Here is a 14,339-nt window from a genome sequence, read left to right as displayed (position 1 = left end):
AAGTCGAGGAACGCGGAGAGTTGGCCGCGGATGCGGTCGGTCCATGCCTCGACCGTGGTGACCTCGTTCATCGCGCGCTCGGCCGACGGCTTGGGGTCGCCGATGAGGCCGGTGGCGCCGCCGACCAGGGCGATCGGGCGGTGGCCGAAGAGTTGCAGCCGGCGCAGGGTCAGTACCTGGGTGAGGTGGCCGACGTGCAGGCTGGCCGCGGTCGGGTCGAACCCGCAATACGCCGTGACGGGACCGTCCGCGAACGCCTTCTTGAGCGCGTCCTCGTCGGTGGTCTGGGCCAGCAGGCCCCGCCACCGCAACTCGTCGACGATGTCCGTCACAGTGCCTGGTCTCCTCGGTCGATACAGCGAATGGGGCGGATGTACAGGGTGCCCGACGGGCCGCCCTCGACGCTAACCGCTTTGCCGGCCGGCGTCGGCGGCCGGCTTGGGGGTGCGCTTGCGGGGCTGGTGGGCCCGGTACGGGCTGACCGTCGGGTCGTCGGCGATGTGGAAGCGCCACGGTTGGCCGGCTCCGTCGCCGCCGACGCCGGTGCGTGGGCCGGTGCGGATGGTGCGGCGAGCGGGTGGGGTGCCGTACAGGACACGGACCGGGCCGGTGGGGTCGCAGACGTCGATGCCGTCCTGGGTGCGGTCCAGGGCCAGGGCCATGGCCAGACGGGCGGGGCCGCTCGCGAGGTCGGTGTCCTTGCGGGTGGTGGGGCGGCGGGCGCGGGCCAGGGCGGTGCCGGCGGTGATCTCGCCGCCGCGCAGCAGCACCCCACAGGCGCGGCCGGGCGGGCCGCAGACCAGGTTGGCGCAGTAGTACATGCCGTAGGTGAAGTAGACGTACAGGTGTCCGGGTGGGCCGAACATCGTCGCGTTGCGGGCGGTCTTGCCGCGGAAGGCGTGCGAGCCGGGGTCGTTGGCGCCGTCGTATGCCTCGACCTCGGTCAGCCGCAGTTCGACCGGGCCGGCGTCGGTTTCGTGCACCACGGTTCGGCCGAGCAGATCGGCGGCGACGGCCAGGACCGGGCGGTCGAAGAACGCGCGGGGCAGCGGGTCGGTGGGATCGGCGGTGGTGGCACGCATGACGAGCCAGCTTAAGCCGATCGGGCCCGCGTGGTGGAATGGGCCGCCGAGACCTCGAATCGGGAGTACGCGTGGTTTTCAAGAAGTTCATGGCGAGCATGGGTGCGGGCGGCGCGTCGGTGGAGACCGACCTGCACGGCACGGAGACCACGCCGGGCGGCGTGGTCGAGGGACGGATCCGGATCCAGGGCGGCAAGGTCGATCAGCGGATCGAGGGCTTGTTCGTCGGATTCCAGGCGGTCGTCGAGGTGGAGACCCAGGACGGCGAGCAGCGGCGGAACGTGGAGTTCGGTCGGCAGCAGGTGGGTGGCGAGTTCGAGCTGCGTGAGGGGGTGACGCACGATCTGCAGTTCCGGCTGCCGGTGCCGTGGGAGACGCCGCTGACCACGTTCCGCGGCGTGCAGTTGCGCGGGACCACGATCGGCGTGCGGACCGAGCTGGCCATCGATCGGGCGATCGACAAGGGCGATCTGGATCCGATCTCGGTGGGCGCGTTTCCGGCGCAGGCGTTGATCCTGGACGCGTTCGGGAATCTGGGCTTCCACTTCAGGGCGGCCGACCTGGAGCAGGGGCGCATCCACGGGGTCGATCAGCGGTTGCCGTTCTACCAGGAGATCGAGTTCACCCCGCCGCAGGCGTATGCGCGTGGCATCAACGAGGTCGAGTTGACCTTCGTGTCGGCCGAGCACGCGACCGAGGTGATCCTGGAGATCGACAAGAAGGGCGGCGCGCTCTCCGGTGGGAGCGACGCGATCCGGCGGTTCACCGTGGATCACGGCACGGCGCAGCAGACCGACTGGAACGCCTTTCTGCACGGCTGGTTCCAGGAACTCGGACAGCGTCGCGGCTGGTTCTAGGACGGTCGGGGTCGGGCGGTCCGTGGGTCACGCGTCCAGGAGGTCGTGGACCCGGGCCGCCCAGTCCGCCTCGAACTTGGCCCGGGGCATGCCGGTCGCCCTGCCGATCGCCGCGTCCACCGCGGCCGGGGACGGGTCGGCGTAGACGGCGGTGACGAAGCCGTACACGGCCGGCGAGCCGCCGATCTCCTCGATCCGGCGGATCGCCAGGTGGGCGAGTTCGTAGGCGGCGGCGTTGCCGACGGTGTCGGCCTGGTACAGCTCGTTGTCCGTGGGCAGTTTGCCGCTGAAGCGGTTCGCGGCGAGGTAGGTCCTGGCCTCGTACAGCTCGTCGGTGCCCAGCAGGGTTCGGCCGCGCAGCGCGAGCCAGTCGGCGAAGCCCTCGACCACCCACACGGGTTGGTCCTGGTTGGGCACCTCGTTGCGTAGCGGGGTGACCAGCGCGTGGGCCATCTCGTGGCGCAGCAGTTCGCCCAGGCGCTGCGGGTTGGGCGAGGTGAACCAGCCCGAGGTGGTGTCCAGGACGATCCGTGAGCCGCCGAAGCGTCCCTTGCCGGCCGGGTCGATGGTGCGCAGGGCGTAGGTGAGGCCGGATTCCTCGCCGTGTTCGCCGGTTCGCCCGCCGTACAGCCGGTAGAAGGTGTCGCGGTCGGCGACCGGGACGATCACGAAGCCGGGGGCGGTGCCGGGTGGGCCGCCGTCGGCCCAGATGTCGATGTCGGCGCGCGCGGCCTCCTCGGCGTCGTCGGCGAGTCGTTCGGCGCCGGCGGAGGTGGCCGGGTCGGCGAGGACGACCACGTGGTCGCGGCGGACCACGGTCAGGTCGGCGTGGTCCCACGGGGCGGGGTAGTCGCGGGCATACGCGTAGCCGGCCCCGTCGTAGGGGGTGCCGTCGACGGCGGTGATCAGGAGTGGCGCGCCGGGGCCGGCTCGGATGACGGTCCAGCGGTAGCCCTCGCCGACGGTGGCGGTGTCGGCGGCGGAGATCCGGTGGTCGAAGGAGACGTCGACGTAGGCGGTGATCCGGTCGTCGGAGACCGGCATGGTCTGCACGGTCTCGACGCGGTAGCCGATCCGGTCGAAGGACATCCGGCCGAGGTTGACGAACAGCCGCAGTTGGCCGGTGACCAGGTCGGGGACGTCCGGGTCGAGGTCCGCGGTGAAGCTTTGTTCGTCCCGGTCGAGCAGCGCCCGGGTGCGGCGGTCGGCCAGGGTCTGGATGTCGGCGGTGGCGATCGTGGGGCCGTGGGCGGGGGCCACCGGGGTCGCGGTGCCCGGGCGTGGTCCGCCGATCGCGCCGTCGCCGCCGCGGGGCCGCGCGCTGCCCGGGTCGCTGAGGGTGACGCCGAAGAGAATCAGCGCGGTGACGGCGAGGACCAGCGCGATCAGCGGCGCGGCGAGTCGGCGCACCACCGATCGCGGCCGGGCCGGTGTGGCTCCCGGTATCGCCTCGTGGCGGTCGGCTCGGTCGGCGGGCTCGGCGGATATGCCGGACGGAGCGTCGTCGGCGCAGTCACCGCTGTCGTGCGTCGGCTGGGTCACCCCGGATGCCTCCCCCTCGTTGGCGCGAGGATACCTATGCGATCTTCGCTGGTTCGGCCGACCGTGAGAATAGGCTCGTTCGAACGAGGTGCCCGGCACGCGGTCGGGTGCCGCCCAGCACGATCGGAGCCCCGGCGTGACCGAGCCCAACAAGCCGTCGATGCCCTACGACTATCTGCCCGAGCGGCCGTCGTTCGCGGTCACCAGCCGGGACCTGACGGATGGTCGGACCCTGCCGACCGCTCAGGTCAGCGGCGTGATGGGGGCGGGCGGCGAGGACGTGTCGCCGCAGTTGTCCTGGTCCGGGTTCCCGGCCGGCACCAAGAGCTTCGCGGTCACCTGCTTCGACCCGGACGCGCCCACGCACAGCGGCTTTTGGCACTGGGTCGTGGTGGACGTCCCGGCGGACGTCACCGAGTTGGCGACCGGCGCGGGTACGGCCGACGGCAAGGCGCTGCCCGCGGGTGCCTTCCACGTGCGCAACGACACCGGCGGTGCGGGCTACGTCGGCGCCGCGCCGCCGCCCGGGCACTACCCGCACCGGTACGTCTTCACCGTGCACGCGCTGGACGTGGACCGGCTGGGCGTGGACGAGAACGCGACGCCGGCCTTCGTCGGCTTCAACCTGTTCTCGCACACGCTCGCGCGGGCGGTGCTGGTCAACACGTACGCGCAGTGACCGCCGCGCCGGCTGCGGCCGAGCACTTTCGGCCGGCTTGGCGCGAATTCCCGTCCGGTAATTGCGTTGTCCCGGTGATCGTCGAAAAGGCACAGTGGTCGAGTTGTCCGTACTGACGGTTCGTCGAGTCGAAGGGTGCGCATGAGCGTCGCAGCACCGCCCCAAAGCTGAGCGCGTGGTCGCGCCCGGCCGGTTCGGTGCGCGTCCGGGTGCGCTCGCTTCTCCCCTCGTCGACCAGGTGAGGGGAGGTCGCATGCGGGAGACGTTGGTGCTGAACGCGACGTACCAGCCGCTGGCGACGGTGTCGTTCAAGCGCGCGCTCGTGTTGGTACTGCAGGAGAAGGCGGTCGTCGAGCATGTCGCTCCCGGCCGGGTGGTGCGGGCCGCGACTTTGGAGATTCCGCTGCCGCGGGTGATCCGGTTGCTCAAGTTCGTCCGGGTGCCGTTCCGACAACAGGCCGCGTGGTCGCGTCGGGGGGTGCTGCTTCGGGACAATCGGCGCTGCGCGTACTGCGGTGGGCGGGCGACCACGGTGGACCACGTGTTGCCGCGTTCGCGTGGTGGCGCGGACTCGTGGCTGAACACCGTCGCCGCGTGCGGGAACGACAATCAGCGCAAGGCGGCCCGGACGCCGGTCGAGGCCGGGATGCGGTTGTTGTTCGAGCCGTACGAGCCGTCGGCGACCCGGGCGCTGGTGCTCGCGTTCGGCGTGGCGGATGTCGAGGGCGCGCAGTGGTTGGCCGAGCCGGTACGGCCGCCGGTGCTCGCGATGGGCGCCTGACGCCGGACCGCGGGTGAGGACCGGGCGAGGCCGCCGGGGGCTGCGTGTCCCCCGGCGGCCTCGTCGTCCGCGGGCCCGGTGGTCAGACGGTCTTGCGGATCCAGGCCGCCCAGTCGCTGCGGAGTCGGTCCGGTGCGACGCCGAAGGTCGCGGTCAGCGCCTCGTCCACGGACACGTGGCGGCCGGTGACGACGTCCGTGTAGAACGCGCACACCCGCTCCGCGCCGAAGGTCCGGGCCAGGTAGCGCACCATCAGGTGGGCCAGGTTGTAGGCGTTCTCGACCCGATCCTCGTCGCTGGTCTCGAAGTCTTCCTCGGCGGGCGGTGTGCCGGTGAATCCGCCCCGGTCGATCAGTGCGCGGATGTTGTGGGTGACCACCGGTGCGAGCGGCCGGTCGGCCTCCGCCTGCCAGTCGGCGAACCCTTCGGCCAGCCAGGTCGGCAGTTCGGCATCGCGGCCGGACCGGGCCAGGGGGGCGACCAGGGCATGCGTCATCTCGTGCCGGAGCAGGAGCGGCGCGAAGGCCGCGTCGCCGGCCAGTTGGTCGTCGTCCACCACCATGCGCACGCCGCCGACGGGTCGGTCGGTCCCGGGCATGGCCAGTGCGTAGCCCGCCGCCCACTCCTGCACGTCGTCGCTGCTGTACAGCCTGCCGAAGGACGCTCGCGACGAGGTCAGCACGAGAGCGAAGCCGGGCGAGGTGCCGGCGCCGCCCTTCCAGGCGCCGAGCGTGTACACGGCGGCCTGTTCGGCCAGGTCCGCGCTCCGGCGCAGCGCGGCCGCGTCGGGCCCGGGGGCCATCAGCAGTACGTGCGGGCGCCGTTCCACGCGCAGGTCCCACAGGTCCCACGCGGCGGGGTAGCCGGCGAAGCCCGTCTCGGTGTCGGCGTCGCCGGCGCCGGCCAGGTCGACCAGGGTGCACGGGTCGTCGGGACCGGTGCAGCGGGCCTTCCAGACGTAGGTCTCCGGGACGGGGCTCAGGTCGACGCCGGTGATGGCGTGCTCGAAGGCGACGTTCGCGCTGACCGTCACCGGCCAGGCGGCGGCGGTGCCGGCCCGGTCCGGGCTGGAGCCGTCGGCGGTGACCGTCCTGCCGGCGCCGATCGGCCGCCAGCGGGCGGTGTCGAAGGGCACCTTCCGCAGGTTGGTGAACAACCGGCGCTGGCCGTCGAACAGGGTCGGGTCCTGCCGGTCGACCCGGGCCAGGAAGGCGGCTTCGTCGCCGCGCTCGAAGGCCGCCGACCGGTTCGTGACCAGGGCGGCCAGCCGGGCGTACGCGCGGTTGCCGATCCGGTCGGAGTACGCGGTCGCGTCTCCCGGCCCGGGTGCGGCGGGTGTGCCGGGGGCGGCGTGGTCGGCGGCCGGGTCCGACGTCGACCCGTCGTGGCCGAGCAGTCGTTCGGCGCTGTCGAGTCGGACGAACCGGCCACCGGTCGAGAGTGCGCCGAGCACGAAGGAGAACGAGAGCAGGCCGCCGAGCAGTGCGACGCAGATCGCCCACGGTCGGGAGCGCCGTGGTTCGACGGCGTGCGGCCATACACCGTACGGGTCGTACGGGTGCACGTCAGTTGCCCACCTTGGTCTTGACGTACTTGGCCCAGTTGCTCTCGAAGGTGTCCCGGTCCAGGCCGGTCGCCTCCTTGAGCGCGGCGTCCAGGGCGGCCGGGGTGGAGTCCTTGTAGACGGCGACCACGAACGAGTCGGCCTTGGCCGCGCCGTACTTCTCCGCGATGTAGCGGATGGTGAGCATGCTGTAGTGGTAGCCGACGGTCGAGGTCTTCACGTCGGGCGAGTTGACCTCGGCGTCGGTGGGCAGCTTGCCGCTGAACTTGCCCGCCCGGACCTGCTCGCGGGCGTCCGGCTGGAACCACTCGGCGAGCGAGAGGTCGGTCCAGGCGAGGTATTCGGCGAAGCCCTCGGAGACCCACAGCGGCGGCCCCTCGCCGCCGCGTTCGAACTCGGCGACCATCGCGTGGCCGAGTTCGTGTCGCATCAGGTGGGTCTGCTGTTCGCTGTCGCCCTTGGTGAACATGCTGTCCGAGCCGTCCAGGGTGATCCGGCTGCCGGCCATCGGCTGGTCGCGGCCGGTCGGGCGGGCCGGCGGCATGGTGCGGCACACGCCGGTGACGTTGGGCAGGTCGTTGCCGGACAGCGCACGGGTGAAGGTGTCGTGGTCGGGCGTGATGTAGACGACGTAGCGCTGCGGCGTGATGGTCGGGCCCTTCCACACCGCCAGGTTCTTCTTGAGGGCGCTCTCCGCACGGTCGGCCCAGGTCGCGGCCTTCGCCTTGTTCTTGGCGGGGACGGCGAGCAGCACGTGTGGGCGTTCGATCAGCGCGAGTTCGCTCTCGTCCCAGGGCGCGGGGTAGGCGTTGCCGCCGCCTCGGGTCGAGCCGCCGACGATCTTGGTGATCAGCAGCGGGGCGTCGATCGAGGCGCGCGAGAGGGTCCAGATGTAGCGCTCGGCGATCGGCTCGCTGTCCACGCCGGTCACCTGGTGGGCGAATACGACGTTGACGTCGCGGGTGAGCGGGCCCGCGTCGGTGCCCGCGTCGATGGCCGCGGTCGGTGGCCGGAATTCGACGCTGGTGAACGGGAACAGTCGCAGGTTGGCGAACAACCGGCGCTGGGCGGCCAGCAGTTCGCCGGCGGCCGGGTCGATGCCGGTGACGAACGCGTCGGCGTTGCCGGCCTTCAGGGCCTGGGTGCGGTTGTCGGTCAGGAAGGCCACGTCGGCGACCGCGATCCGGGTGACCGGGGCCTTGTCCTCGGTCTTCGAGGAGGTCTCGGCACCGTTTTGCTCCGCGATCGGCGCGGCGGCCGGGGAGGTGGGGGTGTCGAAGACACCGCCGACGGCGAGGGATGCGAGCAGCGCCAGGATCGCGAGCACGCCGGCGGCCGCGGCGAGCAGGTGGCGACGGGCGTTGCGGCGCTGCTGGTCGGGCGGCGGGATGAAGGGCAGGGGGCCGTAGAAGCCGACTTGGGCGTCGGGGAATCCGGGCGTTCGGGAAATCGGCGCGTACGGGGGTGCGGCGAGTGTCGCGGGCGCGACGGGCTGCGCGGCGGCGGGCGCGGTGGCAGGGTCGTCGCCGCCGGCGCCGGCGGCGGGTATCCGCTCCGGGTGGACCTCGGCCGTCGCCGGGTCCCGGCCCTCGGGCCGGCGTTCGTGCTCGCTCTCGGACTCGGTGGGTCCACTGGTCGATGCGCCGCGCGGCGGATGTGCGCCGTCGGCGGCTGTGGGCATGTCGGACATGCCAGTCCTCCCCTGGACCGCCGGCCCGATGATTCCGCCCCCGGCCCCGAATCGGCGATCCGATCATGTGTTCGCCGAGGTTATCGACGTGCCCGGACACCGTGGGCACGGGGTCCGCACCCTGTCGTACCCGCTGCTCGTGCATCGGCGGCCGGCCGACTCGGCCGGTGCGTGGTCCGCCCGTTCGGCCTCGAATCGGGCTCGGTCCGGACCGGTTGCCGCCTCGACCGCGAGGCGGCGACGGCGGCGGGGCCTCGGACCCGTGGCCCCGCCGTCAGGAGCCGGTGCCCGCCTCGACGGTGTCGGCGTCGGGTTCCGCGGTCGGGGTCGGAGTCGGGTCGGCGAGATCGAGGAGGTGCCAGGAGTCGGGGACGTGGTAGCCGGGCACGTCGTAGGAGGCCATCGGGTCGGCGGCCAGGCCCTCGACGCGGGTGCACGAGCCGTCCGGGTGGACCAGTTCCTCGGTGTACCGGAAGTGCAGGTGGCCGTGCGCGGCCAGGGCGGGTCGGTAGGCGTCCACCAGGCACTGGACGCGTTGTTGGTTGGGCACGCAGCGCGGGTCGCCCTTGCGGTTGAACTCGGGCGCGGTACGCAGCGGTTTGTCGTGGGTGAGCAGGATGTCGACCGGCGCGGGGTCGGCCAGGACGGCCTCCACGTCCGCGTCGGTGGCCTCCTCCTCGGGGAACCACAGGCTGCCCGCGAAGTCGCGCACGTCGCCGGGCGGGCGACCCGCGCCGCGCCGGAAGCTCTCCTTGCGCAGTGCCTTCTCGTAGCGCCGGCGCTCCTCGGCCAGCCGCTGCTCGCGGTCCAGCGAGAGCGCACCGCCGAAGGCGAGGAAGTTGGTCCCGCGCCAGGACCAGCGGTGCCCGCGGGGCGCGTAGCGCACCCGGGGGCGCACGATCGCGAAGCCGTGTTCGTCCCGCCGGTCGCCGTAGGACTGCATCAGCAGCGAGGTCTTGTCGTGGTTCCCGTCCAGGAAGTACACGTCGACGCCGCGCGAGCGGGCGGCGCGGTTGACCTCGTCCAGGTAGCGCACGCCGGACGCCTCGTGCTCCCAGAAGCCGAAGTCGCCCAGTTGGAAGACCAGATCGACGTCGAGCCCGGCGGCGGCGTCGAGCAGCCGCCGCACGTGCCCGGTATTGCCGTGCGTGTCTCCGGCCAGCAGGATCCGCATGGTGACCCCCGCCCTTCCGCCCCGTCTGCACGTGCGTGAACGCCCCGAAATCCCATCATCGGCGATCGGGCGGCGACTCGTCCGGGGTATTTCCCCCGGATCTACGCGCCGGGTGGCACAAAGGGCAGACCGGGGGTGGCGCCCGCGGTGATCAGTCGGTCCACCGCCGCGTTGTCCAGGTGGTCGGCGACCAGATCGCCCAGCGCGTCCAGCCGGCGCTGCCGGGCCGCCTCGAACGAGGTGTCGGGCGAGACGCGGAACCGTCGGCCGGCCAGTTCGGCGGTCCGGGTCAGGAACGCCCGGCGGAATCCGTCGTTCTCCAGCGCGCCGTGCCACAGCGTGCCGGTCACCGCGCCGACCCGGCAGCCGTCCAGCGCGCTGCCGTCGGCGGCGGTGAACACCGGCTCGCCGGCCTCGACGTCGACGATGCCGTGATGGATCTCGTACCCGGTCACCGGCTCGCCGTCGGCGAAGCCGCGTGCGCGGGCCAGCGTCTTGTCGGCGGCGAAGCGTATCCGGACCGGGAGCAGGCCCAGACCGGGCACGCTGCCCGCGCGGCTCTCCACGTCGTCGTGGATCCACCCGCCGAGCATCTGGTAGCCGCCGCAGATGCCGAGCACGGGCCGGTCCTCGGCGACGCGGCGGGCCAGCGCGGTGTCCAGGCCGCGTTCGCGCAGCCAGGCCAGGTCGGCGACGGTGGCCCGGGTGCCGGGCAGTACCACCAAGTCGGCGTCGGCGATCTCGCCGGGCGTGCTCACGAAGCGCACCACGACGCCGGGTTCGACGGAAAGCGCGTCGATGTCGGTGAAGTTGCTGATCCGCGGCAGCCGCAACACCGCGACCCGCAGGATGTCCGGCCCCAGCGGCGGCTCGGGCGTGCCCCGGTCGGCGTCGAGCGCGAGCGAGTCCTCCACGTCCAGCCACAGGCCGCCCAGGAACGGCAGCACGCCCAGGACGGGACGCCCGGTGAGTTCGCGCATTCGCTTCAGCGCCGGGTCGAGCAGGCGCGCGTCGCCGCGGAACTTGTTGATCACGAAACCGCAGACGAGCGCCTGGTCCTCGGCCGAGAGCAGCGCGAGGGTGCCGAAGAAGGACGCGAAGATGCCGCCCCGGTCGATGTCGCCGACCACGAGCACCGGCAGGTTCGCGGCCCGGGCCAGGCCCATGTTGGTGATGTCGCGGTCGCGCAGGTTGATCTCGGTCGGGCTGCCCGCACCCTCGCACACCACGACGTCGTAGCGCGCCCGCAGGTCGGCCAGCGACTCCAGCACGGCCTCGAACAAACGCGGCTTCAGGTCCCGGTAGTTCAGCGCGCCGACCTCGGCGATCGGCTTGCCCAGCAGCACGACCTGACTGCTCATCAGCCCGCCGGGCTTGAGCAGCACCGGGTTCATCACCGCCTCCGGCTCGATCCGCGCGGCGGCGGCCTGCATCGCCTGGGCGCGGCCGATCTCCGCGCCGTCGGCGGTGACCATCGAGTTGAGCGACATGTTCTGCGCCTTGAACGGCGCGACCTTGACGCCCTCGCGGGCGAGCCGTCGACACAGCCCGGCGACCACGACGCTCTTGCCCGCGTCGGAGGTGGTGCCGGCCACCAGGAGGGCGCCGTTCATCGCATGGCCTTTCGGAGGCGGGGTGCCGTACGGGTCCGGGCCGAGGGCGCGCCGGTCATCGACGCGTCCTGCGGGTGCGCGTCGCGGCGCGGGCGGCGACGACGGCGACGGCCAGTGCCGCCGAGGCCAGGCCGACGGCGGCACTGAGTCGGTTCGCGCGGTGGATGTCGGTGGGGCTCGGCGGTGGGCCGTCGCCGAGCGCGGGGCGGTCCTCGGTGCGGCCGGCGTAGACGTTGCGGCCCCCCAGGCGCACGTCCAGGGCCCCGGCGGCGGACGCCTCGCAGCGGCCCGCGTTGGGGCTGGGGTGGCTGCCGCCGTCCCGACGCAGCACCGCCAGGGCGCGGGCGGGGTCGCCGCCGACGACGGGGGCGGCGGCGACGGTGAGCAGGCCGGTGAGGCGGGCGGGCAGCCAGTTGGCCGCGTCGTCCAGGCGGGCCGAGGCCCAGCCGAAGTTCTCGTACCGCGGCGTGTGGTGGCCGACCATCGCGTCGAGGGTGTTGATCGCGCGGTAGCCCAGCAGGCCCGGAACGCCCGCGACGGCGCCCCAGAACAACGGGGCGACCACGGCGTCGGAGGTGTTCTCGGCGACCGATTCGACGACGGCGCGGGCGATGCCCTTGTCGTCCAGGCGGGCCGGGTCGCGGCCGACCAGTCGGGGCAGCGCGGCTCGGGCGGCGGGCAGGTCGCCGGCCACCAGCGGGGCGGCGATCAGCCGGGCCTCGCGGCGCAGGGTGGTGCCGCCGAGGACGGCCCACGTGCAGCCGGCGGTGACCACGGCGTCGGCGAGGGGGCGGCCGGCGACGGCGCGACGCAGGGCCAGGCCCAGGCCGACGCCGGCGCCGACGCACAGCGCCGTGTAGCCGAGGCCGCGGGCGCGGTCGTCGCGGTACAGGGCCTGTTCCAGCCGACCCGCCGCACTCCCGAAGCCGGCCACGGGGTGACCTCGGCGGGGGTCGCCGAAGGCGGCGTCCAGGACGACCCCTGCGGCGAGACCTACGGCGTGCGACGTGACCGGCATGCCGGGCATCGTTTCACGACACCGCAGGTCGGCGGCGAACCGGGCCCGGGCCCGATCCACGGGGATCCGCCGGACAGGGCCTAGCCGACCGCCGGTTCCGCGCGGCGCGGCCTGGGGACGAGTTCGCCGCCGCAGTTGGGGCAGGTGTCGTCCATCGTGGCGCTGCACGGTTCGCAGAAGGTGCATTCGTACGAGCAGATCCGGGCCGGATCCTGCGCACCGAGTGCCACCTCGCATCGTTCGCACTGTTCGCGCATCTCCAGGGCCATCCGGCCACCTCCCCGATTCGAGGGGGCCAGGGTAGGGGAGGTCGAACCGGCAATGCCGTCGTCACAACAGCAGCCGCACCACCGCGACCAGGCCCACCACGACGATCACCGCGCGCAGTGCCGTGGGCGGCAGCCGGCGGCCGACCTTGGCGCCGATCTGGCCGCCGATCACCGAGCCGCACGCGATCAACAGCACCACCCACCACGCGACGTCGGCGACGAGCATGAACACGATCGCCGCGACGCCGTTGACGATGCCGGCGAGCACGTTCTTCACCGCGTTCATCCGCTGCAGGTTCTCCGCGATGAACACGCCGAACAGCGCCAGCAGCAGGACGCCTTGCGCCGCGCCGAAGTAGCCGCCGTAGATGCCGGTTCCGAACACGGCCACCCACAACAACGCGCCGCCGTGCCGGGGCCCCTCCGACGCCGAGCCGTTCTCCGCCCGCCGGGCGGCCAGCCGCTTGGCCAGGCGCGGTTGCAGCACCACGAGCACCAGCGCGAGCACGATCAGCGCCGGCACGATCGCCTTGAACGCGCTGTCGGGCAGCGTGAGCAGCAGGATCGCGCCGGTCAGGCCGCCGAGCAGCGAGGCCAGCCCGAGCCGGATCAACCGGGGCCGCTGGCCTTCGAGTTCGCGCCGATACCCGATCGCGCCGCTGATCGAACCCGGCACCAGGCCGATCGTGTTGGACACGTTCGCGGTCACCGGCGAGTAGCCGAAGGCGAGGAGTACCGGGAAGGTGATCAGCGTGCCGGATCCGACCACCGTATTGATCCCGCCGGCCGCGATACCCGCGGCGAAGATCGCCAACGCTTCCCACCAGTCCATGTGCACCCGCTTCGCCGCGACGATCCTGGCGCCGGGAGGACGTCGAGCGTCCCCGCGGCCGTAACGCCAGAGATCATCGCAGCCGAGGCCGGCAGCTCATCGCGGCGGGCGATGACCCCGCTCGATGTGCGGAGGTTCGACCTCGCCGGCCGGCGGTCCACCCCGGCGCGGCGGCTCGGCCGACGGCGGGGGCACGGCGGGCGGCTCGGCGGACGGACGCGGTGCCGAGGATGCGCCGTTGGCGATCGGCGCCTTGCGCCCCGGCGGGACGGGCGTGCCCGAACCGGGCCAGGCCGGCTCCTCCTCGACCGGCACCTGCGGCACGCGGTGTGCCGGGCCGGAGCCGTTCGTGGCGAGATTGCCGACCGCGTCGCCGATGCCCTCCAGTGCGCGGGTGACCTCGCTGGGCAGGATCCACAACTTGTTCGAGCTGCCCTCGGCGATCTTCGGCAACATCTGGAGGTATTGGTAGGCGAGCAGCTTGTTGTCCACCTCGCCCGCGTGGATCGCCTCGAAGACGGTCTCGATCGCGCGCGCCTCACCCTCGGCCCGGATCACCGCGGCCTGGCGCTCACCCTCGGCGCGCAACACGGCGGCTTCCTTGTCACCTTCGGCGGTGAGCACCTGCGAACGCTGGTGGCCCTCGGCGGTCAGGATCGCCGCGCGCTTGTCCCGCTCGGCGCGCATCTGCTTCTCCATCGAGTCCTGGATGGAGGGCGGCGGCTCGATCGCCTTGAGTTCGACCCGGTTGACCCGGATGCCCCAGCGGCCGGTCGCCTCGTCGAGCACGCCGCGCAGCCCCGCGTTGATCTCCTCGCGCGAGGTGAGGGTCTGTTCGAGGTCCATGCCACCGATGATGTTGCGCAGCGTGGTGATGGTGAGCTGCTCGATCGCCTGGATGTAGTTGGCGATCTCGTAGGTGGCCGCGCGCGGGTCGGTGACCTGGAAGTAGATGACGGTGTCGATCTGGACGACGAGGTTGTCCTCGGTGATCACCGGTTGCGGCGGGAACGGCACGACCTGCTCGCGCAGGTCGATCATCTGCCGGATCCGGTCGATGAACGGTACGAGGATGTTGAGTCCGGCGTGCAGCGTGCGGGTGTATCGCCCGAAACGCTCCACGATGGCGGCACTCGCCTGGGGGATCACCTTGACCGTCTTGACCAGGGCGACGACCACCAGCAGTACGAGTACGACCAGGACGATGACGGCGGTGGCCTTCACGATCTCTCCCGAGG

Annotated in this window: 14 protein-coding genes (1 of these 14 only partly in view); 3 read left to right on the top strand and 11 right to left on the bottom strand. The window is 72.5% G+C overall.

Going from position 1 to position 14,339, the window contains the following annotated elements:
* Together tyrS and ACH4U8_RS19200 are read right to left on the bottom strand one after the other, a co-directional pair.
* Positions 1-332, bottom strand: partial view of a tyrosine--tRNA ligase gene (gene tyrS / locus ACH4U8_RS19205; RefSeq protein ID WP_360305424.1) — the beginning only. 946 nt of this gene lie to the left of the window's left edge; only the first 332 of its 1,278 coding nucleotides appear in the window; the start codon lies at positions 330-332; the stop codon falls past the left edge of the window.
* Positions 333-404: 72 nt separating this feature from the next.
* Positions 405-1,082: a DNA-3-methyladenine glycosylase gene (locus ACH4U8_RS19200; protein WP_360305422.1), complete on the bottom strand. Its 678-nt coding sequence runs from the start codon at positions 1,080-1,082 to the stop codon at positions 405-407.
* A 71-nt stretch (positions 1,083-1,153) separates the two neighbouring features.
* On the opposite strand from ACH4U8_RS19200, the gene ACH4U8_RS19195 reads away from it, so the two are divergent.
* Positions 1,154-1,939, top strand: coding sequence for a sporulation protein (locus tag ACH4U8_RS19195; protein WP_395778878.1), 786 nt, complete (start codon positions 1,154-1,156; stop codon positions 1,937-1,939).
* 27 nt (positions 1,940-1,966) lie between these two features.
* Here ACH4U8_RS19195 and ACH4U8_RS19190 read toward each other — a convergent pair whose 3' ends face one another.
* Positions 1,967-3,481, bottom strand: coding sequence for a hypothetical protein (locus tag ACH4U8_RS19190; protein ID WP_395778876.1), 1,515 nt, complete (start codon positions 3,479-3,481; stop codon positions 1,967-1,969).
* Between the two features lie 136 nt (positions 3,482-3,617).
* Between ACH4U8_RS19190 and ACH4U8_RS19185 the strand changes: the two genes are divergently transcribed.
* Together ACH4U8_RS19185 and ACH4U8_RS19180 are read left to right on the top strand one after the other, a co-directional pair.
* Complete coding sequence (locus ACH4U8_RS19185; RefSeq protein ID WP_360305416.1) at positions 3,618-4,160, top strand: YbhB/YbcL family Raf kinase inhibitor-like protein; 543 nt, start codon at positions 3,618-3,620, stop codon at positions 4,158-4,160.
* Between the two features lie 253 nt (positions 4,161-4,413).
* Positions 4,414-4,941 carry an HNH endonuclease gene (locus ACH4U8_RS19180; RefSeq protein WP_360305414.1) on the top strand — a complete coding sequence of 176 codons (528 nt, stop codon included), beginning with the start codon at positions 4,414-4,416 and terminating at the stop codon, positions 4,939-4,941.
* An 82-nt stretch (positions 4,942-5,023) separates the two neighbouring features.
* On the opposite strand, the gene ACH4U8_RS19175 is transcribed toward ACH4U8_RS19180, so the two are convergent.
* The 8 genes from ACH4U8_RS19175 to ACH4U8_RS19140 form a co-directional block, all read right to left on the bottom strand.
* The gene (locus tag ACH4U8_RS19175; protein WP_395778874.1) at positions 5,024-6,505 is read right to left on the bottom strand and encodes a peptidase MA family metallohydrolase; all 1,482 of its coding nucleotides are present in this window, start codon (positions 6,503-6,505) and stop codon (positions 5,024-5,026) included.
* Between the two features lies 1 nt (position 6,506).
* Positions 6,507-8,195 carry a hypothetical protein gene (locus tag ACH4U8_RS19170; protein WP_395778872.1) on the bottom strand — a complete coding sequence of 563 codons (1,689 nt, stop codon included), beginning with the start codon at positions 8,193-8,195 and terminating at the stop codon, positions 6,507-6,509.
* Between the two features lie 274 nt (positions 8,196-8,469).
* Positions 8,470-9,369, bottom strand: a complete 900-nt coding sequence (locus tag ACH4U8_RS19165; protein ID WP_360305408.1) for a metallophosphoesterase — start codon at positions 9,367-9,369, stop codon at positions 8,470-8,472.
* A 101-nt stretch (positions 9,370-9,470) separates the two neighbouring features.
* A complete protein-coding gene (locus tag ACH4U8_RS19160; RefSeq protein WP_360305406.1) occupies positions 9,471-10,982 on the bottom strand; it encodes a cobyric acid synthase in 1,512 nt (503 codons plus the stop codon).
* Positions 10,983-11,037: 55 nt separating this feature from the next.
* Positions 11,038-12,000 (bottom strand): cobalamin biosynthesis protein, encoded by a 963-nt coding sequence (locus ACH4U8_RS19155; RefSeq protein ID WP_395778870.1) that lies wholly within the window; start codon positions 11,998-12,000, stop codon positions 11,038-11,040.
* A gap of 80 nt (positions 12,001-12,080) precedes the next feature.
* Positions 12,081-12,269, bottom strand: coding sequence for a DUF1272 domain-containing protein (locus ACH4U8_RS19150; RefSeq protein ID WP_360305402.1), 189 nt, complete (start codon positions 12,267-12,269; stop codon positions 12,081-12,083).
* Between the two features lie 61 nt (positions 12,270-12,330).
* Positions 12,331-13,101 carry a sulfite exporter TauE/SafE family protein gene (locus ACH4U8_RS19145; protein ID WP_360305400.1) on the bottom strand — a complete coding sequence of 257 codons (771 nt, stop codon included), beginning with the start codon at positions 13,099-13,101 and terminating at the stop codon, positions 12,331-12,333.
* Positions 13,102-13,197: 96 nt separating this feature from the next.
* Positions 13,198-14,325 carry an SPFH domain-containing protein gene (locus ACH4U8_RS19140; RefSeq protein WP_395778868.1) on the bottom strand — a complete coding sequence of 376 codons (1,128 nt, stop codon included), beginning with the start codon at positions 14,323-14,325 and terminating at the stop codon, positions 13,198-13,200.
* Positions 14,326-14,339: the final 14 nt, after the last annotated feature.

Source organism: Embleya sp. NPDC020886 (genome assembly GCF_044333915.1).
Taxonomy (GTDB): domain Bacteria; phylum Actinomycetota; class Actinomycetes; order Streptomycetales; family Streptomycetaceae; genus Embleya.
The sequence above is the reverse complement of the archived record's forward strand: the minus strand, read 5'-3'. Positions and strand labels throughout refer to the sequence as shown.